This is a genomic window from Neisseria shayeganii 871, assembly GCF_000226875.1.
GTDB lineage: Bacteria > Pseudomonadota > Gammaproteobacteria > Burkholderiales > Neisseriaceae > Eikenella > Eikenella shayeganii.
Genome location: NZ_JH164926.1, coordinates 1,567,445 through 1,591,404 on the forward strand (window position 1 = coordinate 1,567,445; position 23,960 = coordinate 1,591,404).

The window sequence follows — 23,960 nt, forward strand, 5'->3', positions numbered from 1 at the left end:
TTCAACCCATTGACCCATGAAAACACCGCTTATTTTCGCCGCCTGCCTCGGCCTGACGGCCGCGCTGGTCTGGTTTGCCACCGGCATCGGTTTCGGCACCTGGGCGGCACCGCACACCTTGGAACAGATGATTCTCGATATCCGCCTGCCCCGTGTCGGCACCGCCCTTTTGGTCGGCGGCGCGCTGGCGGCCGCCGGCGCCGGTTTACAGGCCCTGTTTGAAAACCCGCTGGCCGACCCGAGCCTGATCGGCACTTCGGGCGGCGCGGCGCTGGGCGTGATCAGCGTATTGGCTTTCGGCTGGGGCGGCATCGGCGTGCCGCTGGCCGCCTTTGCCGGCGCATTGGCGGTCTGCCTACTGATCCTCGCCACCCACCGCCTGTTCGGCGGCGGCACCTTTGGTCTCTTGATTATGGGTTTGATCGTCAGCGCCTTTTGTGGCGCCGCCGTCAGCCTGATTCTGTTTTTATCCGACGATTTGGTCCTGCGCAGCGCCACCGTGTGGCTGGCCGGCAGCCTGGCCGAAGCCGGCTTCACCTCCCCCTATTACGCCCTGGCCGCCATGCTGGCGGGGCTGGCTTTGCTGTGGCTGGCCGGCCGACGCTTGGACGGTTTGATGTTGGGCGAAGAAACCGCCGTCAGCATGGGCATTGCGGTGGGCGCTTTGCGCGTACAAACCGTACTGGCGGCCGCCCTGCTCACCGCCGCCGCCGTTTCCCTGTCCGGCATCATCGGTTTTCTGGGCATGATGGTGCCCAATATTCTGGCTGCTGCGGTAGGCGGCTCCCGGCGCAAGCTGGTGCTGCTCTCCGCCTGGCTGGGCGGCGTGTTTCTGCTCACCGTCGACAGCGCAGCCCGTTGGCTGACCTACCCCGTGGATTTGCCGGTCGGCATTGTGATTTCCCTGCTGGGCGGGCCGTTTTTCCTGTGGCTGTTTTTGCAGTCGCTGCACCGCAGAAAGGGTTGATATGCACACGCCGCTGTTTCGTCTTCCTCCGCTTACCGTGGCCCCGCAAGGCCGCATCATTCTGCAAACCGATGCCGACACCGACATCCCCCAAGGCTGCCACACCGCCGTCATCGGCCCCAACGGCGCCGGCAAATCCACCTTGCTCAAAGCCCTGCTCGGCCGTTTTGGGTGCCCGCTCTCGCTGCTCGGCCGCGATGCCGCGCCGCAAATCAAGGCCGGCCAAGTGGCTTGGGTGGCGCAAAACGGACGCTACAACCTGCCGATGACCGTACGCGAATACGCCGCACTCGGCCGGCGCAGCGGCGGCCTGTTTCAAGCCGATGCGCCCGATCACGGACTGCTCGACAGCCTGCTTGGCCAATTCGACCTCAGCCACTTGGCCGGCAAACGCATCGAGACCCTGTCCGGCGGCGAACAACAGCGGGCCAACATCGTACGCGCACTGATGCAGCAGGCCGCCGCCATTTTGCTGGACGAACCCTGCAACCACCTCGACATCCGCCACCAACACCAGCTGATGCACTATCTGCACACCCGGCGCGACACATTCAGCGCAGTGATGGTGCTGCACGACCTCAACCTCGCCGCCGCCTACGCCGACCACATCATCCTGATGAATCAGGGACGCATCGTGGCGCAGGGCAGCGTGGACGAAGTGATGCAGGCAGAGCGCCTCAGCGATATCTACCAATGGCCGATCAGCCGCCGGCAAAACGAAGAGGGCGTCTTCTTCACCATGCGGCCGGTTATCTGACTGAGCACCGGGCGCAAAACTGTGCGGGCTACCTGAAAACCTTTTCAGGTAGCCCGCATCTTAATGTCTGCCCAACAAGCGGCAGCCTGAGACCTTTGCAAAACCCTCATCTGCGGCGCATTTCTGCGTTGTGCGTTTATGCCCTATGGGTACTGCCCGCTCGCTTGCCTATCTATGTGATATGTCTTTCCCATGGGAATTCCTGCGTTCACGCTCGCTGCGCTGCTACGCCTTGAACTACATCCACATCTGAGGGTTTTGCAAAGGTCTCAGCCTCTGTTTTCATCCAGCCGTTCAAATCCCCAACCAAGGCACAATCCAAGGCGCGAGAAAAGACGTGAGCACGCCGTTGAAAATCAAACCCAGCGTGGCATAAGCGGCAAACTTTCCGCCCACCTCCAGGCTGGCCGCAATGCCCATGGCGTGCGACGCAGTGCCTTGCGCCAGGGCGTGCGAAATACGGTTGCGGATGCCGCTGCGGCGCAGCAGCCAAAACCCCGCCATCTGCCCGGTCAGCCCGGCCAAAATCACGCCGGAAGCACTGATCGAAGGAATGCCGCCCAGCACTTGGGTAATGTCCAGCGCAATCGGCAGCGTCACCGACTTGGCCGCCAAAGCCATGCTCACCTCGCGGCTGGCGCCCAACCAATGAGCGAAACACACGCCCGACACAATGCCCACCACGCTGCCCACCAGCTGCGAGACCACAATCGGCAGCCACTGTTTGCGGATTTTCGGCCACTGCTGATACAGCGGCACCGCCAAGCACACCACCGCCGGCTGCAGCCAAAACGCGGCATATTGGCCGGCCTGCCAAAACGCCTCGTAGCTGGTTTCGGTCAGCTTCAGGTAGCCGATCATCAGCAGGGTGCCGATGAGCACCGGGTTGGCCAAAGGGTTGCCGGTGCGGCGGCGGATGGTCATGCACAGCCAATAAATGCTGACCAGCATCAGCAACAGCCAGGCCGGATTGGCCGCCATCTCCTTCATCGCCTTTTCCTCATCAGCTCATGGGTTTTCGCGCTCGCCAGCAACACCAAAATGCTGCTGGCAATCGTGGCCAGCGTGATCGACCAAAAATCGCGCGCAATCAGATCCAAATGATCCATCAGCGCCACACAGGGCGGAATCAGCAACAGCATCAGGTTCTGCATCAGAAAGTCGGTAATCTGCTTGAACCACTCAGCCTTTACCCAACCGAGCTGCAACAACACAAACAATAACAACAGGCCGGGAATGCTGGCCGGCAGTTTCAAGCCCGTCAGGCGCACCAGCAATTCGCCGGCGGCCAAACAGGCAAAAATAATGGCAAAGGCGCGGATCATGGGTTTTCCTATGGTGGTGAACGTCCGATATGCCCAGCGGCACAAAGGGCGGCATTGTACTCCGAGGCCCGGCCGAACGACAGCTGGGCGGACGGAAAACGCCGTCAGGCTACCTGAAAACTGTTCAGGTAGCCTGAGGGCAGGCATCAAACGGTTTAATCACCCAAATCAATAACCCAAACGCTGGCAAATGGTGGACACCAGCCCGGCTTGGTTGAGGGTGTAGAAATGCAGACCCGGCGCGCCTTGCTCAAGCAGGTGTTCGCACATTTCGGTTACCACGTCCAAGCCCAAAGCCTTGATGGAAGCGGTGTCGTCGGCATACGACTGTAATTTCAGGCGCAGCCAGCGCGGGATTTCCGCGCCGCAGGTATCGGAGAAGCGCGCCAGCTTGGAAAAACTGGCAATCGGCATGATGCCCGGCACAATCGGAATCTCCACTCCGCGGCCGCGCACGTCATCGACAAAACGGAAATAGGCATCGGGGTTGAAGAAATACTGGGTAATCGCCGAGTCGGCGCCGGCCTTCACCTTGCGCACGAAATGGTTGATGTCGTCTTCCGCGCTGCGCGCCTGCGGGTGGAACTCGGGATAAGCCGCCACTTCGATGTGGAACCAGTCGCCGAAATCGCGGCGGATCAGCTCCACCAATTCATTGGCATAACGCAAACCGGAGCTGCCGGCGCCCATGCCGGAAGGAATGTCGCCGCGCAAGGCCACGATGTGGCGGATGCCCATATTTTTATAGGTATGGAGGATATCCGACAACTCGGCTTCGTTCATGCCCACACAGGGCAGGTGCGGCGCCGCCGCCGTGCCTTCGGCCATGATGTCGTTCACCGCCTGCAAGGTGCCGTCGCGGGTGGAGCCGCCCGCACCGGAGGTGCAGGAAAAAAACGCCGGCCGGTATTGGCGCAGCTGCTTGCGGGTAATCTTCTGTTTCTCGCGCCCCTCGGGGGTGCGGGTGGGGAAAAACTCAAAACTCAGTGTATTTTTTTTCATCATCTAAATTCCGTGCCAAGGGCGGAACAGTAACGGTTTCATGGCGTTTCCGCAATCGCTGCGCCCTGAAAAATCTGCGCCAACCCATGAATGGAATTCATAAAACCAATATACCATTCCGCCGCATGCCGCGCCGCCCACCAGGCTTTCAGGTAGCCTGAGACCTTTGCAAAACCCTCAGATGTGGATGCAGTTCAAGGCGTAGCAGCGCAGCGAGCGAAGACATATCACATAGATAGGCAAGCGAGCGAGCAGCGCACAACGCAGAAATGCGCCGCAGATGAGGGTTTTGCAAAGGTCTCAGCCTATCCACACAGGCTGCCGACTCAGCGTATAATGCGCCCCTTCCACACAGCGGATTTTGCAGGCGGTATTGGCTGCGGCGGCAGTACCGCCTGCAAAATCCGATTTTCAGGAATAGCTGTCATGCAAATTGCCAATCAAATCCGGCCGGCCGACGCAAGCGCGCGGCCGCCCGAAACCATACTCGTCAACATCACGCCGCAAGAAACGCGCGTCGCCCTGTTGGAAGAAAACACCGTCTGCGAGCTGCACATCGACCGCAACAGCGGCCACGGCTTGGTGGGCAATATTTATTTGGGCGTGGTGCGCCGCGTACTGCCCGGCATGCAAAGCGCCTTCATCGACATCGGCCTCGAACGCGCCGCCTTTTTGCACATTGTCGATTTATTGGAACAGCGGCAGAAACCCGAAGAAACCCAGCGCATCGAACACATGCTGTTTGAAGGGCAAACCCTCTTGGTGCAGGTCATCAAAGACCCGATCAACAGCAAAGGCGCCCGCCTCTCCACCCAAATCTCGCTGGCCGGCCGTTTTCTGGTGTATCTGCCGCAAGACGACCACATCGGGGTTTCCCAACGCATCGAAGACGAAAACGAACGCAACGAATTGCGCAACCGCCTGCAAAACCTGCTGCCGGAAGAAGGCAGACGCGGCTACATCATCCGCACCAGCGCGGAAAACGCCAGCGACGAAGAGTTGCAGGCCGACATCGATTATTTGGGCAAACTGTGGCAAAACATCCAGCACCAAGCCAAAACCAGCCCGCCCGAAACCATGCTTTACCGCGACCTGCCGCTGAGCCTGCGCGTGCTGCGCGATATGTTTCATGCCGGCACCGAAAAAATTCTGATCGACTCGGCCGAAAACCACGCCCAAATGCTGGGCTTCGCCCGTCAATATGTGCAGGGCGCCGCCGACATCATCGAGCATTACCACGGCGACAAGCCGCTGTTTGAGCTGTACGCGGTCGAGCAGGAAATCAATTTGGCGCTGCAACCGCGCGTCAACCTCAATTTCGGCGGCTACCTGATCATCGAATCCACCGAAGCGATGACCACCATCGATGTCAACACCGGCGGTTTCGTCGGCTCGCGCAATTTCGACGAAACCATTTTCAAAACCAATTTGGAAGCCTGCCACGCCATCGCCCGCGAATTGCGTTTGCGCAATTTGGGCGGCATCATCATCATCGATTTCATCGATATGGCCGGCGAAGAACACCGCCAGGCGGTACTGGCCGAACTGGCCAAAGCGCTCAGTTTCGACCGCACCCGCGTTACCCTCAACGGCTTCACCAGCCTCGGTTTGGTGGAGCTCACCCGCAAACGCGCGCGCGAAAACCTCAACCACATCCTGTGCGAACCGTGCCCCGCCTGCAAAGGGCGCGGCCGCATGAAAACCGCGCAAACCGTGTGCTACGAAATCCAGCGCGAAGTGGTGCGCGAAGCCCGCCGTTTCGACGCGCGCGAATTCCGCATCCTCGCCGCTCCGCCGGTCATCGACCTTTTTCTCGACGAAGAATCGCAATCCTTGGCCATGCTGATCGACTTCATCGGCAAGCCGGTTTCCCTGGCAGTGGAAAACAGCTATACGCAGGAACAATTCGATATCGTCTTGTTGTAAAAAGACACCCCGTCCGTTCGCCTGCCGTATTTTCCCGCTGCCGCGTTTGGGCAAGCCGCCTGAGCAGGACTATAATTTCCTGGCCAACCGGCGGTTTTGACCAACAATAGGGAGAACGGCATGAAAAGGATTTGCTTGATGTGTCTGATGGCGGGCAGCATGGCTTACGCCCAAGCGGAAGAGGTATGCAAAGTCACCGATCCCACCGGCACCCCGCTCAACGTACGCGCCGCCCCCAACGGCATGGTACAGGGCAAGCTGCGCAATTTTACCCGCGTCACCATTGTCGATGACGACAGCGACGACAAGGGCAACGAATGGGCTTATGTGCGCTGGCAAGGCCAGCCTTTGCGCCGCGACCGCCGCGTCAGCCCGAACAAAGGCCACGAAGGCTGGGTGTTCCGCGAATTCATCAGCTGCTACGAGCGCTGATCCGCCCGCCGAAACACCGCAGGCTACCTGAAACCGCTGCTGCTTGGTTTCAGGTAGCCTGCACATTTTCCCCTTACCCCGCCAAGCCGCTCCCCACTTTTCCTCAAGGCTACCTGAAAGCATGACCCTACCCGATTACGAAAGCAGCCGCACCCTGTGGCAAACCATACTCGCCGAAACCCACGAAGCCGCCGCCGGCGAGCCGATGCTGGCCAGCTTCCTGCACCAAACCGTGCTGCGTCACAGCAGTCTCGACCGCGTGCTGGCCTTCCATCTGTCCAGCAAACTCGCCAGCCCGGTGATGGACAGCCGCGCCCTGTATGAAATCTTCTTCCAGGCGCTCAGCAGCGACACCCGCATTTCCAAAGCCATGCAGGCCGACATCATCGCCCACTACCAGCGCGACCCCGCCTGCGACGCCTACTACCAGCCACTGCTCTACTACAAAGGCTTCCACGCCGTGCAGGCCCACCGCATCAACCATTGGCTGTGGCAGCACGGCCGCAAAACCCTGGCCTACTTCCTGCAAAACCGTGCCTCCGAAGTGTTCGGTGCCGATATCCATCCCGCCGCCCGCTTCGGCTACGGCATCATGGTCGATCACGGCACCGGCCTGGTGGTGGGCGAAACCGCCGTCTTGGGCAACGATATTTCCATTCTGCACGGCGTTACCTTGGGCGGCTCGGGCAAAGAAAGCGGCGACCGCCACCCGAAAATCGGCGACGGCGTGATGATTGGCGCCAACGCCTCGATTTTGGGCAATATCCGCGTACACGAATGCGCCAAAATCGGCGCCGGCAGCGTGGTGGTGGAAGACGTACCCGCCCACACCACCGTAGTCGGCGTGCCCGCCCGCGCCGTCGGCCAATCCTCCGCCCGCCCGTCCGACGACATGGACCAAAGCCTGCAGGCTTGAATGTTGCCCGCAAAGAGGCCAAGCAGAACACGCTGTTTCGGGCGCCGTCATGAGCGGTTTGCAATAATCAGGCTGAGACCTTTGCAAAACCTCCAGATGTGGATGCAGTTCAAGGCGTAGCAGCGCAGCGAGCGCAGACATATCATCTAGATAGGCAAGTGAGCGAGCAGCACACAACGCAGAAATGCGCCGCAGATGGGGGTTTTGCAAAGGTCTCAGGCTACCTGAAAGCCAATCAAAGCAAAGCGATGCTTTCAGGTAGCCACTCTGTCGGCTGTATTGAATCTTTAAGGAGCATCCGATGAAACCTCCCTCTCTGGCCCTGTTCTGCCTGTGCGCCTGTTTCCTCAGCGCCTGCAACCCACCCGCCCAAGCACCGGCGGAGACATCTGCCGCCGCCACGCCCGCTTCCGAACCGGCAACCGCAGCACCTGCCCCCATCGATCCGATGCCGGCCGACCTGTTCCAACAATTTGCCTGGCGCACGCGCCAAGTGCAAAACGCGCTGCAACACGCCACACCCGAACAGGCCACCGCCCTCTACCGCCAGCATCAACAAGACATCCGCTCCCTGCTGCAAACCCTAAACCAGCAGGAAGAAGCTTTCCTCGCGCACGACTACCACAACATGATGGAATACGACGCCGAAAGCGACAGCCATCGGCCCAACGCCGAACTGCGGGAAAAACAGCGCCGGCTGGCCGCTTTGGGCCTGCAATACGAACATGTCGGCGAAGGCATCATCCTGATTTCGGTGCTGCCCGACTACTACCTCAAACTGTTCGGCCGCCACCTCCCCGCCGACGAACACGATTTCCTCTACTTACAAACCAAACATGAGCGGTCGGCCGCCGAAGATGCCGGCTTAACCCTCAGTTGGGACCAATTGGGCAAGCGTTTGCACGAATGGGAAAACTGGCTGCAACAGCATCCCGACAGCCCGCGGCAAGCGCAAGCGAACTGCCAGTACCGCCGCCATCAAATGCTGTATCTGGAGGGCATCGACAACACCCCCGCCACCGATCATCAAGGGCGGCTCTTGCCGGAAGTGAAGCGGTCTTGGCAAGCATTTGCACAAACCCATCCCAACAGCGACACCACCCACCTGATTGAATCGCTACTGTCCGAACCGCGCCTCACACCGGCCGTTCTGCAAAAAAACCTGACCGATCTTCATCAGGCTTTGGATGCCTGCGCCGAGCAGGAAGAATAAAACACGCCAACATGAAGGCTACCTGAAAAAGGAGGCTGAACCGGTTCAGCCCCCTTTTTTGTATGCAGTGCTTGCTCAGCGTCGTCTTTTGCGGTCTTTTTCCGCCAGTGCCGCCGAAATCTGCTCGCGCTCGATATGCTCCTGCGCCGCCTGCAAGGTATCGGCCACGAAATCGATATGCCGCCTGGCCACGGCAGCGGCGGCATCCGGCTCGCCGCTGGCGATGGCATGAAAAATGGCACGATGCTGGCCGTGCAGGTCTTCTTTGGCCGAAGTGTAGCTGAACATATTGGCCAGATTGCTTTGCGTATGCCGGTGAATCATCAGCAACAAGCTGGCGGCCAAGTGGGAAAACAAAGTGTTGTGGGCGGCATCGGCAATCGCCTGATGGAAAGCCACATCCGCTTCGGCCTGGCGCACCAAATCCTGCCGCTCATACGCGGCCTCCAACTCCAGCAGCCAATACTGCAGCCGCGCCAAATCGGTTTCGGTACGGCGTTCTGCCGCCAACGCCGCCAAAGTGCCTTCGATATGGCGGCGGAAGTCCAACACGTCCTGGCGCAGATAATCGTGCCTTTGGATCAGGCTCTGCCAAGAGCTGAGAAAATCGGTATGCAAATCCTCGCTCACATAATGCCCGCCGCCCGGTTTGCTGAACGTCAGCCCGCGCGTGGCCAAGGTTCTCAAAGCATCACGCACCGGCGGACGGGACACACCGAACTCTTCCGCCAACAACCGCTCGGCGGGCAGCCGCGAGCCCACCGGATAAATGCCCGACAAAATGCGCTCTTCCAAAGCCGAACTGATTTGCTCGGACAGCTTTTGCGCCTTCACAATAGTATTTTGACTCATCTATACAGCCGTTCCTGCCGCCCTGCCGCGCCCAATTGCGTTTTCAAGGCGTTATTTTCATTCGGTATTCGAAAAAAACGTTTTCATGATATTGTTTTGCGTGCATTTTCCGGAAAGAAAATTTACGCGGGAAACATTGACCAAAATGTAATTTTTTCTTAAAGTATGGTCAAGACCGATAAATTGGTATTACCAATTTACCAGTCAGCATACCAAGAAATACCGGCCTGTGCCAAATCCGGTTTTTTGTTTTCAACCCTTCTCTACATTTGGAGCAATTATGGGCATCCTGCATACACTTTATGCGATTGCGCCTATTTTCACCGTCTTCCTGTTGTTGGTGGTGATGCGGCGTTCCGCTACCCTGTCCATGGCCGCCGCCTACGGCGTGACCGCTCTGCTGGCTTTATTGGTTTGGGGCGCACCCGGCAATAAAGTGGCAGCGGCCACCGCCAACGGCGTGATTGTCGCCCTGACCCTGCTGTTTATCGTATTCGGCGCCATCCTGCTGTTGAATACCTTACGCGAAAGCGGTGCTTTGAAATCCATCCGCCAAGGCTTTATGGACATCTCTCCGGACCGCCGCATCCAAGTCATCATCGTGGCTTGGCTGTTCGGTTCGCTGATTGAAGGCTCCTCCGGCTTCGGCACCCCGTCTGCCGTGGGCGCGCCTCTGCTGCTGGCCTTGGGCTTCCCGGCCATGGCTGCCGTGATGTCGGTGTTGGTGATCCAATCCACCCCGGTTTCCTTCGGTGCGGTCGGCACCCCGATTCTGCTGGGGGTGAAAACCGGTATCTCTACTGACGGTGTGGCCGAGCAGATTGCCCCCATCAGCCCGGAGCAATATCTGCTCGACATCACCTCCAACGTCGGCCTGCTGCACGCCAGCGTAGGCATCCTGATTCCTCTGCTGCTGTGCTGCCTGCTCACCCGCTATTTCGGTGAAAAACGCTCCTTCCGCGAAGGTTTCGGCGCTTGGAAATTTGCCATTTTTGCCGGCTTGGCCTTTACCGTGCCCTACTATTTGGTGGCCCGCTTCCTCGGCCCGGAATTTCCCTCTATGATCGGCGGTTTCCTCGGTCTGCTGATTGTGGTGCCCGCAGCCAAAAAAGGCTTTCTGCAGCCCAAAGAGGTGTTCGACTTCCCCGAGCGCAGCAAATGGGAAAGCACTTGGATCGGTTCTTTGACCGAAGACGACCAACAGGACAACAAACCCACGTTCTCCGTGTTCCGCGCTTTCTCGCCCTATCTAATCGTGATCGCCCTCCTGATCCTCACCCGTACCGTGAAGCCGCTGAAAGCCTTCCTGACCGGCGAATACACCACCATCACGCTGAGCGAACTGTTCGGCAGCAGCATTACGAGCAAAATCCAGCTCGCCTACTCGCCCGGCGCCATCCTGATTGTGGTTTCCCTGCTGTGCATCCTGATTTTCGGCATGAACGCCCAATCCTTTCTACGCGGCTGGCGCAACTCCGGCAAAACCATGATTGCCGCCGCCCCCGCCCTGCTGCTGTCCGTGCCCATGGTACAGGTGTTCATCCACTCCGGTTCCGGCGTCGAAGGCGCTCTTCCCGCCATGCCCATGGTATTGGCACAAAGTGCCGCCGCTGCGTTCAGCAACATCTGGCCGAACGTTTCGCCCTGGATCGGCGCCTTGGGGGCGTTTATCGCCGGCTCGAACACCGTATCCAATATGATGTTCTCCTACTTCCAATTCTCCACCGCCATGCAAATCGGCCTGTCGCCTGATCTGACCGGTTATGTGGTGGCCCTGCAGGCCATCGGCGGCGCCGCCGGCAATATGATTGCCGTGCACAACGTAGTGGCGGCTGCGGCCGTGGTGGGCATGATCAGCCGCGAAGGCGAAGTGATCCGCAAAACCCTGATCCCGATGGTGTACTATGTGGTGCAGGCCGGCTTTATCGGCCAGGCCCTGATCACCGGCGGCGGCGTGGTTTGGATTGCCCTGGCCCTGATTTGGCCGCTGGTTTACTTCGGCCTCCTCGCCCGCAAATAAACCATCCGTGTAGAACACAGCCCCCGATGCTTCGGGGGCTGTGTTCATTGGCACGCCACAAACTCGCTTGGACTCCAAGTTTCAGGCTACCTGAAACCGATTTTCCTCCCCGCCGCTTTATCGCCTGACAATCCAGACTTTTTGAAACCTGCCACACCGCCCGCAGCCATGCTATGCTGCGGATACTTTTTCAAACCGCTGCTCAGGAGCCTGCCATGAAATTCCCACCCAAGAAAACCGCCCTGCTCGCCCTCCTGGCGCTCGTGCCGTGGACGGCACGCTCGGAAACGCTGGCTTCCGTGCTGCCGGATCATCTCCCCAGCTTGGAAATTTATGCGGCAGCCGATTTCTTTCATACTCCTTTTCCCTATTATCTGGAAGACCGCAATGGCTTTCCCGGCCTAAAATCAAGGGCGGGCCGCGTGCTGGTGCGGCACATCCGCGTGGAAGATGCCGCCTTACGCGATGCAACGCTGGCACGCCTGCGTGCCGTACCCATACAGCCCTTGGGTAGGCAAAGCCCAAACCTGCCGTGCACCGAGCGCAGCAACCCCTTCGGCGCCTGGATGTTGGGTAATAAAGCCATGCTGGTGCTGTGGCAGCCGGTGGATGCCCTGAAATTGGGCGGCAACAGCCAAGCCTGCCTGCAAGTAGGCGACAAAGCGCATTGGTTCCAAGCCTCGGACACCGAAATATGGCAAACCTTGCAACCGCTGTGGGAAAAATAATGCGCCGGAGCCGCCCGCGCCTGAACGGATAGACAAACGAGAAGGATGAAAAGATGTTGACACAATCCGGAAAAATCAAAATTTTGAGTGCCGCCGCCATCATTTTCCCCGCCTTATTGACGGGTTGTACCCGGCTGTATGCCCACCAATCCGCAACATCCGGCCACGCGCCTATTGCAGATGCACACGTAGTGGAAGTATGCGCCCTGCATGCGGGCAACATCGTGTTTCAGGCGGAAGACAAAACCCGTCCACTCTGCCGTCTACCCAACGGCCAAGCGGTGGACGCGCTGGAGTTGGAGCGCACGGTGGCCAAGATAATGATTGAAGGCGACACGCAAAGAGTACCCCTCAAACCGCAGTAAGCATGCGAACCCCACACACCCTACCGCTGCCGATACCGACGGCAAAGTGAAGCCAGCCGGAGCCTGTTGACAAGGCAACACAAAACCGCCGGCCTGCCTGTCGGGCAAGACCGGCGGTTTGATTCAGCGCCGGCAAACGGTGCCGTATCGGCACATTCGGCACATCAGGAAGCAAACGTATCGCAACGCTCCGGATCGCCGGTATGCAGGCCGCGGCGGAACCATTCCAAACGCTGGGCCGAAGTGCCGTGGGTAAAGCTGTCCGGCACGGCGTAACCCTGGCTGCGTTTTTGCAAACGGTCGTCGCCCACCGCCTCGGCCGCATTGAAGGCTTCTTCCAAATCGCCGGCCTCAAACAGGTTTCTTGCCTGCGCCCGGTTGGCCCACACGCCGGCCAGGCAGTCGGCCTGCAGCTCCAAACGCACCGACAGCTGGTTGGCCTGCGCCTTGCCCACACGCTGCTGGGCGCGGTGTACCTGCTCCAAGGTGCCACTCAAATGCTGCACATGATGGCCGACCTCGTGGGCGATCACATAAGCGAAAGCCGCATCGCCGTCAGCCCCCAGCTTGTGCCGCATATCATCGTAAAACGACAAATCCAGATACACTTTCTGGTCCGCCGGACAGTAAAACGGCCCCATCGCCGATTGCCCCGTACCGCAGGCCGTGGGCGTGCTGCCGCGGTACAACACCATTTTCGGCGCCACATAGCGCTGGCCGCGGCTTTGGAAATAGCTGCCCCAGGCATCCTCGGTGGTGGCCAGAATCTGGCTGGCAAACTGTGCCAGCTGCTCTTCTTGCGCACTGCTCTGCACGGCCTGTTGTTGGGTGGGCGGATTCAGCGCCCCGCCGCCGCCCACCAGGCCGATCAAATCGTAACCGTAATAGGCGCCGATCAGCACCACAATCAGGCCGATGATGCCCATCTTGCCGCCACCGCCGCCTCCCGGGCCGCGCCCGCGCCGGTCTTCGACATTGCTGCTGGCGCGTTGGTTTCCCATTCTCATGGCTGTGTTTTCCTATTTCCTATCTTGTCTTGAATATTGTGTGTCGGTTTCAGGCTACCTGAAACCCCGAGAATCAAATGGCTGCCGTGGGCAAACCGCCATCCATATTTTTACCAATCGCTGCGTTTGATTTTGTCGAGCTGGCGGCGGTCGCGTTTGGTCGGGCGGCCGTCGGGATACGCCGCGCTGATGCGGCTGGCCTGATCCAGCGCTTTTTGTGCTTCGCGCTTGGCGATGGTGGCGCTGTCTTCCGCATACAGCGCCCGCGCTTCGGACGCCGGGCGGCGTTGATGGTTGAGCGCCAGCACCTTGATTTTGTAGGGCAGAGAATTGAGCGTGAGGTCGATTTCGTCGCCCGCCACAATGATTTTGCTGTTTTTCACTTTGCTGCCGTTTACCTGCACACGGCCCAACTCGATGTGCCGCTGGGCCAAGGCGCGGGTTTTGAAAAAACGCGCCGCCCACAGCCATTTGTCCAAGCGCATGCTGGTTTGTGATTCCGGTTTCATGCTTCGTTCATCCGCAGGATAAATGCCGCATTGTACCTGTATTCCCTGCTATGCGGGCACAGGCCAAGCGCCTGCTGCCGGAAAATATCAGGCTACCTGAAAGCCGTTTTCCGCTTTCAGGTAGCCTGCGGCCGAAAGCCCGAATTAACGGGCAATGTCGCCGCGCATCACCACGCGGGCGTGCCAAGTGCCCACTTGGCACATATATTGGCCGCCCGACATGGGCTGGCGGTCGAAATAGCTGTGGAAATTGCTTACCCGGCTGCCGCCGCGGGAACGTGCGGTTTCCTGGAATTTACGCACTGCGTTGATGAAGGCGCGCTCGCAGGCGGCTTCGTCGGAACGGTTGGACGCATTGGCCGACTGACGGGTGGTGAGGCCGGCGGCAATCACGCGGCCGCTGCGGCCGAAATGCACCGACACATCGGGATGAATCAGGCGGCGGGCTTCTTCGGTGGCCATCAGGCGGCGGCCGTCACAACGCAACAGCACGTTGCGGCCGCGGCCGGCGGTATCGCCGCGCACTTCGCGGCAAACGCCGTGGTGGTCGTTGCGCTCGCTGCGGCGGTTGTCGCGCTGTTCCACATCGCGCACGGTGCGGGTTTCGGTGATGCCGCGCGAAGTGGAGGTTGTGGTGGTGCCGCGGTTGTTGCTGCACGCGCTCACGGCCAATACGGCCAACACGGCAGCGCCCAAGGGAAGCAGTTTAGACGGGGTCATGACGTTTCCTTTTCCTTTGTTTCTCAACGGTAGGGCCGCCGATTATACGGCAAATTTTTGTTTCATCCAGTAAAAACCGCCCCAAAAAACCCGCCTGCCGCCGCTTGTTTCAGCCCTGCCGCCGCGCCGCCATCCGCTGTCCGATACGCACCAGTTCGGCCGGCGGAATCTGCGCCTCGCCTTGCGCAAACAGCTGTTCTTCCACCGGCATATGACGGGCATAGGCATCGGTAAAGCGCCGAATCAAATCAGCATCCGCCTCGGTATCGGCCGACAAGGCGGCCAAGTGGCGGTCTAAAGCGGCCCAAGAGCGGTGCAGCTCGCCGTGTTCGGCCTCCAGCGCGTTCACCGCAACGGCGGCTTCGGGCGCATAGCGCAGCAGCAACGGAAAAAAATCTTCTTCTTCGTCTTGATGATGCAGAGGGGCAGCGGTGTTGAAATAATGGCGGATCTGCCGCACGGCCTGCGCCGCTGCCGGGGTATAGCCGTGTGCTTTCAGGTAGCCAGGCAGCCGGTTCAGCTGATCGCAGAAACGCCGTACCTTGTCATGGCAGGCACGCAGCATGGCGGTGGGTTCGTCGAAGGTGGTGGCGTGGATGCGGAATAAATCGTCCATGGCGGTTTTGCCGGCGGCGGCACTTTCAGGCGGCGGCCGTATCGGCTAAGATGCGGCCTCTGTTGAACAGGAGAAAACGAATGAGCGATATTGTGAATCAGGTGCGCGCCACGGCACAAGCTGCCCGAAAGGCTTATCTGGTGCTTGCCGGCGCGGAAACCGCGGCCAAAAACGCCGCCCTGCTGCGCCTGGCCGAACTGCTGGCCGAACACCGCGCCGACATCATGCGGGCCAATGCGGAAGACGTGGCCGCCGCCCGCGAAGCCGAACTTTCCGCCGCTCTGCTCGACCGACTGGCCCTGAGCGAAGCAGCCATGGACGCCATGATCAGCGGCCTGCACCAAGTGGCCGCCCTGCCCGACCCCGTCGGCCAGATGGACGGCTTCACCACCCGCCCCAGCGGCATCCAAGTGGGCAAGATGCGGGTGCCGCTGGGCGTGATCGGCATGATTTACGAAGCCCGCCCCAACGTCACCGTAGAAGCCGCCTCGCTGTGCCTGAAATCCGGCAACGCCTGCATTCTGCGCGGCGGCAGCGAAGCCATCTGCTGCAACCGCGCCATCGCCCAACTCATCACCCGCGCCCTGCGCGAAAGCGGGCTACCTGAAAGCGCGGTTCAGCTCATCGACACCACCGACCGCGCCGCCGTGGGCGAAATGCTGAAGCTGAACGAATTCATCGACGTCATCATCCCGCGCGGCGGCAAAGGCTTGGTGGCGCGGGTAAGCGAAGAAGCCCGTATGCCGGTGATCAAGCATTTGGACGGCGTGTGCCATGTGTACATCGACCTCGATGCCGATGCCGACAAAGCCTGCCAAATCGCCCTCAACGCCAAAACTTCGCGCTACGGCACCTGCAACACCATGGAAACCCTGCTCGTGCACCGCAACCGCGCCGCCGAACTGCTGCCGCGCCTGGCCGAGGCCTATCGGGAAAAAGGCGTGGAATTGCGCGGCTGCGGCGACACCCGCGCCCTCCTCGGCAGCGCCGACGTTCTGCCCGCCAGCGAAGACGACTGGTACGCCGAATACCTGGCCCCCGTACTGGCGGTGAAAGTGGTGGACGACATGGAAGCCGCCATTGCCCACATCAACCATTACGGCAGCCACCACACCGACAGCATCGTCACCGAATCCTACACCCGTGCCCGCCAATTCCTGCGCCTGGTGGACAGCGCCAGCGTGATGGTGAACGCCAGCACCCGCTTTGCCGACGGCTTCGAATACGGCCTCGGCGCCGAAATCGGCATCTCCACCGACAAAATTCACGCCCGCGGCCCGGTGGGGCTGGAAGGGCTGACCGGACAAAAATGGGTGGTGCTGGGCAACGGCGAAATCCGCGTTTAAGAACCTACTTTTCACACTAAGGCGTGTCCCTAAGCACACACAAACAGGCTACCTGAAAGGATTTTCCGCCATGCATTTCGACACCGAAGTCATCCACAGCAGCTACCACCCCGAAGAACACAACCGCGCCATCATGCCGCCGGTGTACCAAAACAGCATGTTCGCCCTCAAACACATCGGCGAAGACGTGCCCTACCGCTATTCCCGCATGAGCAATCCCACCCGCAAAGTGCTGGAAGACACCGTGGCCGAGCTGGAGCAGGGCTGCGCCGGCTTTGCCTACAGCAGCGGCATGGCCGGCATCGACGCCGTCTTCCGCACCGTGCTGCGCCCCGGCGACACCGTGGTGGCCGTGGCCGACATTTACGGCGGCGCCTACGACCTGCTGACCGAAGTGTATGCCGCCTGGGGCGTGAACGTGATTTTTGCCGACCTCACCCAAGCGGACAATCTGGACGCCCTGCTGGCCGAACACCGCGTGAAACTGGTGTGGCTGGAAAGCCCCAGCAATCCGCTGTTGCGCCTGGTGGACATCGCCCTGTTGGCACAAAAAGCCAAGGCCGCCGGCGCACTGGTGGGCATGGACAACACCTTCGCCACCCCCTATCTGCAAAACCCGCTGGCATTGGGCTGCGACTTCGTGTTCCACTCCGCCACCAAATACCTGTGCGGGCACTCCGACGTGCTGATGGGCATCGTGGTGGCCAAAGACCCCGACTGGGCCAAACGCCTGAAAACCCTCACCGCCCACACCGGCGCCGTGGCCGGGCCGATGGACTGCTCCTTGGTGTTGCGCGGCATCAAAACCCTGTCCGTGCGCATGAAGCAACACTTGGCCAACGCCGCCGAAATCGCCCGCCGTCTCAGCAGTCACCCGGCGGTGGAAACCGTGTTCTATCCCGGCCTGCCGCAACACGAGCACCACGAGCTGGCTAAACGGCAGATGCGCGGTTTCGGCGGCGTGGTGTCGGTTTATCTGCGCCAAAACAGCCGCCAAGCCGCCGACACCGTGATCCGCCGCCTGCAACTGCTGCAGATGGCCGCCAGCCTCGGCGGCGTGGAAAGCCTGGTCAACCACTCGCCCAGCCAGTCGCACAGCGGCATGAGCGCCGAATTGAAACAACAGCTCGGCATCCGCGAAGGCATGTTGCGCTTCTCTATCGGCATCGAAGACGTGGAAGACATTTGGGCCGACCTCGACCAAGCCCTCAATGCCTTGCTGTAAGCCACTTATAATGTGTCGAAAAAGACTTTCAGGTAGCCCGATTGAGGCTACCTGAAAACTGTTTTCTCCATCGCCCAAACGTCTGTTCCGCCTGTTTCAGCCAAGCCCTCCCGCATGAACCTCACGCCCCGCTATCCGAAACTGCTGTACGCCTTCAGCCAACTGCCGCTGCCGGTGGCCGTTGTCGATTTAGAGTCCACCGGCGGCCATTTCTACGAAGACCGCGTGACCGAAGTGGCCGTGCTGCACTTTTACCGCGGCGAAATCCGCACCTTCAACACCCTGATCCATCCGCAGCAAACCATCTCCCCGTTTATCGAACGGCTCACCGGCATCCGCAACGACATGGTGGCCGCCGCCCCGCGCTTTGCCGACATTGCCGCCGAACTGCTGCCCCTGCTGCGCGGCAGCCTGCTGGTGGCGCACAACAGCCGCTTCGACTACACCTTTCTGCGCCACGAATTCGCCCGCGCCGGCCACCCCTTCGCCGCCCCCACCCTGTGCACGGTTCAGCTTTCCCGCCAGCTGTATCCGCGACACCACAAACACAACCTGGAAACCATCATCGAGCGGCACGGCATCCGCGCTCCGCAGCGGCACCGCGCCTTGGCCGACGTGTTGGCGCTGTGCGACTTCCTCGAACTGAGCCTGCAGGAAACCGATGCCGCCCACTGGCAGCAAACCGTCCACAAACTGCTGCGCCCCGGCCTGCTGCCGGATTGGCTGCCCGCCCACCTGAGCCAACAAATCCACGCCCTGCCCGACAGCCACGGCATCAGCATCTGGCACCATCCCGGACATCAACAACCACAGCTGTTGGTGCACGAACAGGCCTTTCAGGAAATCCACGCCCTGCTCCGCCAAGCCGGCGCCGCCGACCGCTGGCAGGCAACCCGCCACATCGAGTTTTTACCCAGCCTCGGCCCGCTGCACAATATGGCGCAAATGGCCGCCTATCTGCACCGCCACGGCCTCAAACCCGCGAATCACCACTCCGTCGCCCCTTACCGCAGCATAAACTGGCAGCTGCACCAAGGCTACCTGAAAGCCAAAATCAGCCCCTTAGCAGACGGTTTTTACCCACAAGCACCTACCGGCCTGTTTCTGCATCCCAAAGGCGCCAAGCGCGCCCTGAACGATTGGGCGCAGCAAAACGGGCTGTGTCCGGCCCTGCTCGGCATCCTGCCCGACGGCCACGCCGATGCCTGTCCGCGCCAAACCCTGAAACAATGTGGCGGCGACTGCGGCCAACGGCATCAAGAAACCGCCGTCCGCCGTTTGGCCGCCGATCTGCCCGTCTGCGATTGGGGCCCGACGCGCAGCGTGCTGCTCACCGAGCGCCATCCGTTTTCCAGCCAACAACACACTTTCCGCTGCCGCGGCGGCGCGATTGAATGGGCAGACGGCGCATGGTTTTTCGACAGCCGCATTCCCAAATGGGTGAAAGAACGCCTGAAAAAACGCGACGGTGTGGTGATTGAGCATTGAAAGCAAGCATCCCTGCTGCTCTTTTCATCTCCGCCTGCCCGATTGGATTCGGCAGCCAGACTGCCGACACAGTAATCAAAACGGCAACAACAAAAAAGGACTCCGTTTTAACGAAGTCCTTTTGAATCCATTGAGCAGCTTACAGCCGATTACTCATCCGCGCCGGTGTAAGGGCGTACGCTCACGGTTTTGCGGTTTAGGCGGCCTTTTACGGCGAATTCCACATAACCGTCCACTTTGGCAAACAGGGTGTGGTCTTTGCCCATGCCCACGTTTTCGCCGGCATGGAATTTGGTGCCGCGCTGACGCACGATAATGGAACCCGCAGGAATCAACTCGCTGCCGAAGGCTTTCACGCCCAGTCGTTTGGCTTCTGAATCGCGGCCGTTTTTAGAGCTACCGCCGGCTTTTTTGGTTGCCATGTTTAATACTCCTAAACTTGTTTACTGAATGGGATCAGGCGATGGCCACAATTTCGATTTGGGTGAAATTCTGACGGTGGCCTTGACGCTTTTGGTAGTGTTTGCGGCGGCGCATTTTGAAAATGCGGATTTTCTCGCCGCGGCCGTGGGCCACTACTTTGGCGGTAACTTTGGCACCTTCGATAAAGGGCGCACCTACTTTTACAGAATCGCCGTCAGCAATCATCAAAACTTCAGTCAGTTCGATTTGGCTGTCGAGTTCGGCAGGTATCTGTTCTACTTTCAATTTTTCGCCAACGGCAACTTTGTATTGTTTGCCGCCGGTTTTTACGACCGCGTACATACTCAACTCCATGAGAATTAGGGTTTACTTCTTCGCACCCCATGTGCGAAACCGCGCATTATAGGCAAAAACCTTTTTTCTGTCAAAACATTTCCCCCGCTGTCTCTGCTACAATACCGCTTATTTTGCCTAAGCCGCCAAGGCTACCTGAAACCGCCATGTCCACTCCCCTGCCTCAAGAAATCCGCCTGCAACAACAGGGCATCCTGGTCATTCTCCACTATGCCGACGGCGAATACCGCCTGCCGGCAGAGTATCTGCGGGTCTATTCCCCGAGCGCAGAGGTGCGCGGGCACGGCAGCGGACAGGAAAAACTGCAAACCGGCAAAGCCGGCGTACGCATCATTGCCTTGCAGGCCGCCGGCAACTACGCTTTGAAAATCACCTTTTCCGACGGCCACGACAGCGGCCTCTACGACTGGGATTATCTGTATAAATTGGCGCACGAATACGATACAATGTGGGCCGATTATCTTGACCGTTTGCGGCTGGCAGGCGCCTCGCGGCAAGCCGACCCGGCCTCAACGAAACCGCAATCGCTCCAGTGATGAACCAACGTATCCGCCCCGTTTATGCCGCCCTGCTGCTGATGCTCGCCGCTTGCGAACAGGCAGCGCATCATACGGCGGCCCCCGACGCCGCCACACCCGGCGCCGATGCGCCCGGCTTGGTTCAGGCGCGCCAGCAATTTGTTGCCAGCTGCACCGAAGCCGCCGCCGGCGAAGACAGCGGCACGCCGCCGGAAACCTTTGCCGCAGTCTGCGGCTGTACCTTTGACGAAACCGCCGCCCAATACCGCAGCCAAGCCGCTTGGCTTCAAGCTTTGGCCGACTATGACAGCGGCAAAAACGGGGACGAATTGGAAGCCAATATGCGCGCCGCCGGCAACCGCTGCGCCGAACGCCTGCTGCCATAATCCAGCCGTTTTCAGGTAGCCCGAATCAGCCATTGCGCCATGCCTGGCACCCGATATTCCCACACTTTCCATCAGGAGATTTCCATGCACTTCAAAACTTTCGCTTCCGCCCTCGCCGTTTCTGCCGCCGTTTTGCTGGCCGGCTGTGATGCCGCCGTCGAAAAAGTGGCCGAAAACACCGATGACGGCAAAATGCGCGCCGAATTCGTCACCAGCTGCACCGACTCCGCCGTTTCCGCCGCCGGTTCGAATGCCGCCTTCAGCAAAGAGCAGTTCAGCCAACTGTGCGGCTGCTCATTCGATGAAGCCGCCAAACTGTACCCGGATGCCACCGCCTGGAAAAAGGCCGTCATCAACTACGGCCTTTCCCAAAACGACCCCGAGCTGGAAAGCAAGCTGACCCAAGCAATGGGTACTTGTGTGCAAAACATGCTGCAAAACTAAACCAGCCCTGCAAAGAAAGTCCCTCTTATGAGCCAAGACAAGCAAACCCACTTCGGCTACCAAACCGTTCAGGAAAGCGAAAAAGCCGGCAAAGTGGCCGAAGTTTTCCACTCCGTGGCCAAAAACTACGACATCATGAACGACGTGATGTCCGGCGGCCTGCACCGGGTGTGGAAACAGTTCACCATCCACACCGCCCGCCTGCCCAAAGGCGGCAAAGTGTTGGACATCGCCGGCGGCACCGGCGATTTGTCGCGCGGTTGGGCCAAACGGGTGGGCAAAAGCGGCGAGGTATGGCTGACCGACATCAACTCCTCCATGCTCGGTGTGGGTCGCGACCGCTTGCTCAACGAAGGTTTGGTCTTGCCCGTGGCTGTGTGCGATGCGGAAAAACTGCCCTTCCCCGACCACTATTTCGACTTGGTTTCCGTGTCTTTCGGCCTGCGCAACATGACGCACAAAGACATCGCCCTGCACGAAATGTACCGCGTGCTCAAGCCGGGCGGCACCCTGCTGGTATTGGAGTTTTCCAAAGTGGCCAAGCCGCTGGCGCCCGCTTACGACCTCTACTCCTTCAAGCTGCTGCCGCTGATGGGCAAGCTGATTGCCAAAGACGCCGACAGCTATCAGTATCTGGCCGAAAGCATCCGCATGCACCCCGACCAAGAAACCCTGAAGCAGATGATGCTGGACGCCGGCTTCGACAGCGTGGACTACCACAATATGACCGCCGGCGTAGTGGCCTTGCACAAAGGCGTAAAATACTGACACGCCGATGTGCGGCCACCGTTTTCAGGTAGCCCGAACGCTTGCTGAAAACAAACCGAAACCGCCGGCAATGCTGTTTGCCCGCGGTTTCTTTTTCAAGCCACCGCACCGTATTGCGCTGCGCTCAGGCTACCTGAACACACCGCACGCCATCTTGCCGCAATTGCATCGCCTGCCGCCCGTTTGCCCCATCTTGCCACCCCGGAGCCTTCCATGCCGCCCCTGAAAAACGACACCTTTTTGCGCGCCCTCTTAAAAGAACCGGTCGAATACACCCCCATCTGGATGATGCGCCAAGCCGGCCGTTACCTGCCCGAATACAAAGCCACCCGCGCCCGCGCCGGCAGCTTCTTGGATTTGTGCAAAAACACCGAGCTGGCCACCGAAGTCACCATCCAACCCTTGGAGCGCTTCGACTTGGATGCCGCCATCCTGTTTTCCGACATCCTCACCGTGCCCGACGCCATGGGCTTGGGCCTGTATTTTGCCGAAGGCGAAGGCCCCAAATTCGAGCGCGCCCTGCAAAACGAAACCGCCATCCGCGAGCTGGCCGTACCGGATATGGGCCGGCTGCAATATGTGTTCGACGCCGTTACCGCCATCCGCCGCGCCCTAAACGGCCGCGTACCGCTCATCGGCTTTTCAGGTAGCCCCTTCACTCTGGCCTGCTACATGATTGAAGGCGGCGGCAGCAAAGAATTCCGCCACGTCAAAAGCATGATGTATGCCCGCCCCGACCTGCTGCACCGCATTCTCGACATCAACGCCCAAGCGGTTACCGGCTACCTGAACGCCCAAATCGAAGCCGGCGCCCAAGCGGTCCAGATTTTCGACACCTGGGGCGGCGTATTAAGCGATGCAGCCTTCCAAACCTTCAGCCTGCGCTATATGCAGCAAATCATCGGCGGTTTGAAACGCGAACACGAAGGCCGCAGAGTGCCCGTGATCGTGTTCACCAAAGGCGGCGGGCAATGGCTGGAAGCCATGGCTACCTGCGGCGCCGACGCCCTGGGCTTGGACTGGACCTGTAACATCGGCCAAGCCCGCGCCCGCGTAGGCAAACACGTGGCCCTGCAAGGTAATTTCGACCCCTTCGCCCTCTTCGGCACGCCCGAAGCCATCCGCCAAGAAGCCGCCCGCATCCTGGCCGACTACGGCAACGGCAGCGGCCACGTCTTCAATCTGGGCCACGGCATCAACCAACATACCGATCCGGAACACGCCAAAATCTTGGTGGATGCCGTCCACGAGCTGTCCCGCCCTTATCACTCGACTTGAGAAACAGCTGAAGATTTTCTTTATATGCTTGATGGCGGCGTACTCAGTCAAAACTCCCTGCCTGCGGCGCCGCCCCAAATGCCCATTATTCCCCGTTTTCGGTATGCTAAAACGCAGCAACCGGTGCAACCGGTTGATAGCGAAATCTTTCCCGATACTTCTTAACGCCAAAGCAACACTACAATACATATCCGAGCCCGAAAGCACCGTTGATGCCAGCGCATAGGTCTTGCCCTCGGGTTAGCCAACATGGCTGTTCGATTAATTTCTAGTTAATAGAAACGCCGCTCGATCAATTGCCAACCGATCAGCTCGCCAAGCTTTAGCAGTGGCAAGCGGTGTATGTGCTTGCTCAGCATCATTTGTATTGTTTCA

28 protein-coding genes and 1 pseudogene are annotated in these 23,960 nt (G+C 59.7%); 17 read left to right on the forward strand and 12 right to left on the reverse strand.

Annotated elements, in window-relative coordinates; translation table 11 throughout:
• Positions 1-16 precede the first annotated feature (16 nt).
• Positions 17-967 carry a FecCD family ABC transporter permease gene (locus HMPREF9371_RS07150; protein ID WP_009119353.1) on the forward strand — a complete coding sequence of 317 codons (951 nt, stop codon included), beginning with the start codon at positions 17-19 and terminating at the stop codon, positions 965-967.
• Position 968: 1 nt separating this feature from the next.
• A complete protein-coding gene (locus tag HMPREF9371_RS07155) occupies positions 969-1,724 on the forward strand; it encodes an ABC transporter ATP-binding protein (RefSeq protein WP_009119354.1) in 756 nt (251 codons plus the stop codon).
• A 294-nt stretch (positions 1,725-2,018) separates the two neighbouring features.
• Here the strand turns inward: HMPREF9371_RS07155 and HMPREF9371_RS07160 are convergent, their stop codons facing one another.
• The 4 genes from HMPREF9371_RS07160 to HMPREF9371_RS13535 form a co-directional block, all read right to left on the reverse strand.
• Positions 2,019-2,714 (reverse strand): LrgB family protein, encoded by a 696-nt coding sequence (locus HMPREF9371_RS07160; RefSeq protein WP_009119355.1) that lies wholly within the window; start codon positions 2,712-2,714, stop codon positions 2,019-2,021.
• On the reverse strand, positions 2,711-3,049 hold the full coding sequence (locus HMPREF9371_RS07165; RefSeq protein WP_009119356.1) for a CidA/LrgA family protein: 339 nt from the start codon (positions 3,047-3,049) through the stop codon (positions 2,711-2,713). Before HMPREF9371_RS07165 ends, HMPREF9371_RS07160 begins: the two co-directional genes overlap by 4 nt.
• A 168-nt stretch (positions 3,050-3,217) precedes the next feature.
• A complete protein-coding gene (metF, locus tag HMPREF9371_RS07170) occupies positions 3,218-4,051 on the reverse strand; it encodes a methylenetetrahydrofolate reductase [NAD(P)H] (protein ID WP_156787049.1) in 834 nt (277 codons plus the stop codon).
• Between the two features lie 148 nt (positions 4,052-4,199).
• On the reverse strand, positions 4,200-4,364 hold the full coding sequence (locus HMPREF9371_RS13535) for a lipoprotein signal peptidase (protein ID WP_232203086.1): 165 nt from the start codon (positions 4,362-4,364) through the stop codon (positions 4,200-4,202).
• A 113-nt stretch (positions 4,365-4,477) separates the two neighbouring features.
• On the opposite strand from HMPREF9371_RS13535, the gene rng reads away from it, so the two are divergent.
• From rng to cysE, 3 genes are all read left to right on the forward strand, one after another.
• Positions 4,478-5,977: a ribonuclease G gene (rng, locus tag HMPREF9371_RS07175; protein ID WP_050797911.1), complete on the forward strand. Its 1,500-nt coding sequence runs from the start codon at positions 4,478-4,480 to the stop codon at positions 5,975-5,977.
• Positions 5,978-6,097: 120 nt separating this feature from the next.
• Entirely contained in the window at positions 6,098-6,409 is a 312-nt protein-coding gene (locus tag HMPREF9371_RS07180; RefSeq protein WP_040660333.1) for an SH3 domain-containing protein, read from the forward strand.
• A gap of 121 nt (positions 6,410-6,530) precedes the next feature.
• Positions 6,531-7,325: a serine O-acetyltransferase gene (gene cysE / locus HMPREF9371_RS07185; protein ID WP_040660335.1), complete on the forward strand. Its 795-nt coding sequence runs from the start codon at positions 6,531-6,533 to the stop codon at positions 7,323-7,325.
• 69 nt (positions 7,326-7,394) lie between these two features.
• Here the strand turns inward: cysE and HMPREF9371_RS13905 are convergent.
• A pseudogene (locus HMPREF9371_RS13905) lies at positions 7,395-7,583 on the reverse strand (hypothetical protein); the annotation flags it as partial.
• A 43-nt stretch (positions 7,584-7,626) separates the two neighbouring features.
• Between HMPREF9371_RS13905 and HMPREF9371_RS07190 the strand changes: the two are divergent.
• Positions 7,627-8,538 carry a hypothetical protein gene (locus tag HMPREF9371_RS07190; RefSeq protein ID WP_040660337.1) on the forward strand — a complete coding sequence of 304 codons (912 nt, stop codon included), beginning with the start codon at positions 7,627-7,629 and terminating at the stop codon, positions 8,536-8,538.
• A 75-nt stretch (positions 8,539-8,613) separates the two neighbouring features.
• On the opposite strand, the gene HMPREF9371_RS07195 is transcribed toward HMPREF9371_RS07190, so the two are convergent.
• Positions 8,614-9,390 (reverse strand): FadR/GntR family transcriptional regulator, encoded by a 777-nt coding sequence (locus HMPREF9371_RS07195; RefSeq protein ID WP_009119364.1) that lies wholly within the window; start codon positions 9,388-9,390, stop codon positions 8,614-8,616.
• Positions 9,391-9,670: 280 nt separating this feature from the next.
• On the opposite strand from HMPREF9371_RS07195, the gene HMPREF9371_RS07200 reads away from it, so the two are divergent.
• From HMPREF9371_RS07200 to HMPREF9371_RS07210, 3 genes are all read left to right on the forward strand, one after another.
• A complete protein-coding gene (locus tag HMPREF9371_RS07200; RefSeq protein WP_009119366.1) occupies positions 9,671-11,410 on the forward strand; it encodes an L-lactate permease in 1,740 nt (579 codons plus the stop codon).
• 215 nt (positions 11,411-11,625) lie between these two features.
• Entirely contained in the window at positions 11,626-12,138 is a 513-nt protein-coding gene (locus HMPREF9371_RS07205) for a hypothetical protein (protein ID WP_040660339.1), read from the forward strand.
• Between the two features lie 53 nt (positions 12,139-12,191).
• The gene (locus tag HMPREF9371_RS07210) at positions 12,192-12,503 is read left to right on the forward strand and encodes a hypothetical protein (protein WP_009119368.1); all 312 of its coding nucleotides are present in this window, start codon (positions 12,192-12,194) and stop codon (positions 12,501-12,503) included.
• Positions 12,504-12,667: 164 nt separating this feature from the next.
• On the opposite strand, the gene ypfJ is transcribed toward HMPREF9371_RS07210, so the two are convergent.
• From ypfJ to HMPREF9371_RS07235, 4 genes are all read right to left on the reverse strand, one after another.
• The gene (gene ypfJ / locus HMPREF9371_RS07215; protein ID WP_009119369.1) at positions 12,668-13,510 is read right to left on the reverse strand and encodes a KPN_02809 family neutral zinc metallopeptidase; all 843 of its coding nucleotides are present in this window, start codon (positions 13,508-13,510) and stop codon (positions 12,668-12,670) included.
• 110 nt (positions 13,511-13,620) lie between these two features.
• On the reverse strand, positions 13,621-14,019 hold the full coding sequence (locus HMPREF9371_RS07220; protein ID WP_009119371.1) for an RNA-binding S4 domain-containing protein: 399 nt from the start codon (positions 14,017-14,019) through the stop codon (positions 13,621-13,623).
• A gap of 144 nt (positions 14,020-14,163) precedes the next feature.
• Positions 14,164-14,739, reverse strand: a complete 576-nt coding sequence (locus HMPREF9371_RS07225) for a hypothetical protein (protein ID WP_009119372.1) — start codon at positions 14,737-14,739, stop codon at positions 14,164-14,166.
• A gap of 109 nt (positions 14,740-14,848) precedes the next feature.
• Complete coding sequence (locus HMPREF9371_RS07235) at positions 14,849-15,355, reverse strand: hemerythrin domain-containing protein (RefSeq protein ID WP_009119373.1); 507 nt, start codon at positions 15,353-15,355, stop codon at positions 14,849-14,851.
• Positions 15,356-15,435: 80 nt separating this feature from the next.
• On the opposite strand from HMPREF9371_RS07235, the gene HMPREF9371_RS07240 reads away from it, so the two are divergent.
• The 3 genes from HMPREF9371_RS07240 (at position 15,436) to HMPREF9371_RS07250 (ending at position 19,414) form a co-directional block, all read left to right on the forward strand.
• Complete coding sequence (locus tag HMPREF9371_RS07240; protein ID WP_009119374.1) at positions 15,436-16,701, forward strand: glutamate-5-semialdehyde dehydrogenase; 1,266 nt, start codon at positions 15,436-15,438, stop codon at positions 16,699-16,701.
• Between the two features lie 70 nt (positions 16,702-16,771).
• Complete coding sequence (locus HMPREF9371_RS07245; RefSeq protein ID WP_009119375.1) at positions 16,772-17,926, forward strand: trans-sulfuration enzyme family protein; 1,155 nt, start codon at positions 16,772-16,774, stop codon at positions 17,924-17,926.
• 114 nt (positions 17,927-18,040) lie between these two features.
• Positions 18,041-19,414, forward strand: coding sequence for a 3'-5' exonuclease family protein (locus tag HMPREF9371_RS07250; protein WP_009119376.1), 1,374 nt, complete (start codon positions 18,041-18,043; stop codon positions 19,412-19,414).
• A gap of 149 nt (positions 19,415-19,563) precedes the next feature.
• Here HMPREF9371_RS07250 and rpmA read toward each other — a convergent pair whose 3' ends face one another.
• Together rpmA and rplU are read right to left on the reverse strand one after the other, a co-directional pair.
• Positions 19,564-19,836, reverse strand: a complete 273-nt coding sequence (rpmA, locus tag HMPREF9371_RS07255) for a 50S ribosomal protein L27 (RefSeq protein ID WP_009119377.1) — start codon at positions 19,834-19,836, stop codon at positions 19,564-19,566.
• 34 nt (positions 19,837-19,870) lie between these two features.
• Positions 19,871-20,179 carry a 50S ribosomal protein L21 gene (gene rplU / locus HMPREF9371_RS07260; RefSeq protein ID WP_156787006.1) on the reverse strand — a complete coding sequence of 103 codons (309 nt, stop codon included), beginning with the start codon at positions 20,177-20,179 and terminating at the stop codon, positions 19,871-19,873.
• A 158-nt stretch (positions 20,180-20,337) separates the two neighbouring features.
• Between rplU and HMPREF9371_RS07265 the strand changes: the two genes are divergently transcribed.
• From HMPREF9371_RS07265 to hemE, 5 genes are all read left to right on the forward strand, one after another.
• Positions 20,338-20,727 (forward strand): gamma-butyrobetaine hydroxylase family protein, encoded by a 390-nt coding sequence (locus HMPREF9371_RS07265; protein ID WP_040660343.1) that lies wholly within the window; start codon positions 20,338-20,340, stop codon positions 20,725-20,727.
• Positions 20,727-21,095: a hypothetical protein gene (locus HMPREF9371_RS11045; RefSeq protein WP_009119380.1), complete on the forward strand. Its 369-nt coding sequence runs from the start codon at positions 20,727-20,729 to the stop codon at positions 21,093-21,095. Before HMPREF9371_RS07265 ends, HMPREF9371_RS11045 begins: the two co-directional genes overlap by 1 nt.
• Before the next feature lie 84 nt (positions 21,096-21,179).
• Positions 21,180-21,539 carry a hypothetical protein gene (locus tag HMPREF9371_RS07275; RefSeq protein ID WP_040660347.1) on the forward strand — a complete coding sequence of 120 codons (360 nt, stop codon included), beginning with the start codon at positions 21,180-21,182 and terminating at the stop codon, positions 21,537-21,539.
• A 27-nt stretch (positions 21,540-21,566) separates the two neighbouring features.
• Positions 21,567-22,307: a bifunctional demethylmenaquinone methyltransferase/2-methoxy-6-polyprenyl-1,4-benzoquinol methylase UbiE gene (gene ubiE, locus HMPREF9371_RS07280; protein ID WP_009119382.1), complete on the forward strand. Its 741-nt coding sequence runs from the start codon at positions 21,567-21,569 to the stop codon at positions 22,305-22,307.
• Positions 22,308-22,520: 213 nt separating this feature from the next.
• Entirely contained in the window at positions 22,521-23,585 is a 1,065-nt protein-coding gene (gene hemE, locus HMPREF9371_RS07285; RefSeq protein ID WP_009119384.1) for a uroporphyrinogen decarboxylase, read from the forward strand.
• Positions 23,586-23,960: the final 375 nt, after the last annotated feature.

Bases quoted from the DNA above. Each gene is read 5' to 3' on its own strand.
- HMPREF9371_RS07150 (WP_009119353.1), top strand. From the start codon at position 17: ATGAAAACACCGCTTATTTTCGCCGCCTGCCTCGGCCTGACGGCCGCG.
- HMPREF9371_RS07155 (WP_009119354.1), top strand. From the start codon at position 969: ATGCACACGCCGCTGTTTCGTCTTCCTCCGCTTACCGTGGCCCCGCAA.
- HMPREF9371_RS07160 (WP_009119355.1), bottom strand. From the start codon at position 2,714: ATGAAGGAGATGGCGGCCAATCCGGCCTGGCTGTTGCTGATGCTGGTC.
- HMPREF9371_RS07165 (WP_009119356.1), bottom strand. From the start codon at position 3,049: ATGATCCGCGCCTTTGCCATTATTTTTGCCTGTTTGGCCGCCGGCGAA.
- metF (WP_156787049.1), bottom strand. From the start codon at position 4,051: ATGAAAAAAAATACACTGAGTTTTGAGTTTTTCCCCACCCGCACCCCC.
- rng (WP_050797911.1), top strand. From the start codon at position 4,478: ATGCAAATTGCCAATCAAATCCGGCCGGCCGACGCAAGCGCGCGGCCG.
- HMPREF9371_RS07180 (WP_040660333.1), top strand. From the start codon at position 6,098: ATGAAAAGGATTTGCTTGATGTGTCTGATGGCGGGCAGCATGGCTTAC.
- cysE (WP_040660335.1), top strand. From the start codon at position 6,531: ATGACCCTACCCGATTACGAAAGCAGCCGCACCCTGTGGCAAACCATA.
- HMPREF9371_RS07190 (WP_040660337.1), top strand. From the start codon at position 7,627: ATGAAACCTCCCTCTCTGGCCCTGTTCTGCCTGTGCGCCTGTTTCCTC.
- HMPREF9371_RS07195 (WP_009119364.1), bottom strand. From the start codon at position 9,390: ATGAGTCAAAATACTATTGTGAAGGCGCAAAAGCTGTCCGAGCAAATC.
- HMPREF9371_RS07200 (WP_009119366.1), top strand. From the start codon at position 9,671: ATGGGCATCCTGCATACACTTTATGCGATTGCGCCTATTTTCACCGTC.
- HMPREF9371_RS07205 (WP_040660339.1), top strand. From the start codon at position 11,626: ATGAAATTCCCACCCAAGAAAACCGCCCTGCTCGCCCTCCTGGCGCTC.
- HMPREF9371_RS07210 (WP_009119368.1), top strand. From the start codon at position 12,192: ATGTTGACACAATCCGGAAAAATCAAAATTTTGAGTGCCGCCGCCATC.
- ypfJ (WP_009119369.1), bottom strand. From the start codon at position 13,510: ATGAGAATGGGAAACCAACGCGCCAGCAGCAATGTCGAAGACCGGCGC.
- HMPREF9371_RS07220 (WP_009119371.1), bottom strand. From the start codon at position 14,019: ATGAAACCGGAATCACAAACCAGCATGCGCTTGGACAAATGGCTGTGG.
- HMPREF9371_RS07225 (WP_009119372.1), bottom strand. From the start codon at position 14,739: ATGACCCCGTCTAAACTGCTTCCCTTGGGCGCTGCCGTGTTGGCCGTA.
- HMPREF9371_RS07235 (WP_009119373.1), bottom strand. From the start codon at position 15,355: ATGGACGATTTATTCCGCATCCACGCCACCACCTTCGACGAACCCACC.
- HMPREF9371_RS07240 (WP_009119374.1), top strand. From the start codon at position 15,436: ATGAGCGATATTGTGAATCAGGTGCGCGCCACGGCACAAGCTGCCCGA.
- HMPREF9371_RS07245 (WP_009119375.1), top strand. From the start codon at position 16,772: ATGCATTTCGACACCGAAGTCATCCACAGCAGCTACCACCCCGAAGAA.
- HMPREF9371_RS07250 (WP_009119376.1), top strand. From the start codon at position 18,041: ATGAACCTCACGCCCCGCTATCCGAAACTGCTGTACGCCTTCAGCCAA.
- rpmA (WP_009119377.1), bottom strand. From the start codon at position 19,836: ATGGCAACCAAAAAAGCCGGCGGTAGCTCTAAAAACGGCCGCGATTCA.
- rplU (WP_156787006.1), bottom strand. From the start codon at position 20,179: ATGTACGCGGTCGTAAAAACCGGCGGCAAACAATACAAAGTTGCCGTT.
- HMPREF9371_RS07265 (WP_040660343.1), top strand. From the start codon at position 20,338: ATGTCCACTCCCCTGCCTCAAGAAATCCGCCTGCAACAACAGGGCATC.
- HMPREF9371_RS11045 (WP_009119380.1), top strand. From the start codon at position 20,727: ATGAACCAACGTATCCGCCCCGTTTATGCCGCCCTGCTGCTGATGCTC.
- HMPREF9371_RS07275 (WP_040660347.1), top strand. From the start codon at position 21,180: ATGCACTTCAAAACTTTCGCTTCCGCCCTCGCCGTTTCTGCCGCCGTT.
- ubiE (WP_009119382.1), top strand. From the start codon at position 21,567: ATGAGCCAAGACAAGCAAACCCACTTCGGCTACCAAACCGTTCAGGAA.
- hemE (WP_009119384.1), top strand. From the start codon at position 22,521: ATGCCGCCCCTGAAAAACGACACCTTTTTGCGCGCCCTCTTAAAAGAA.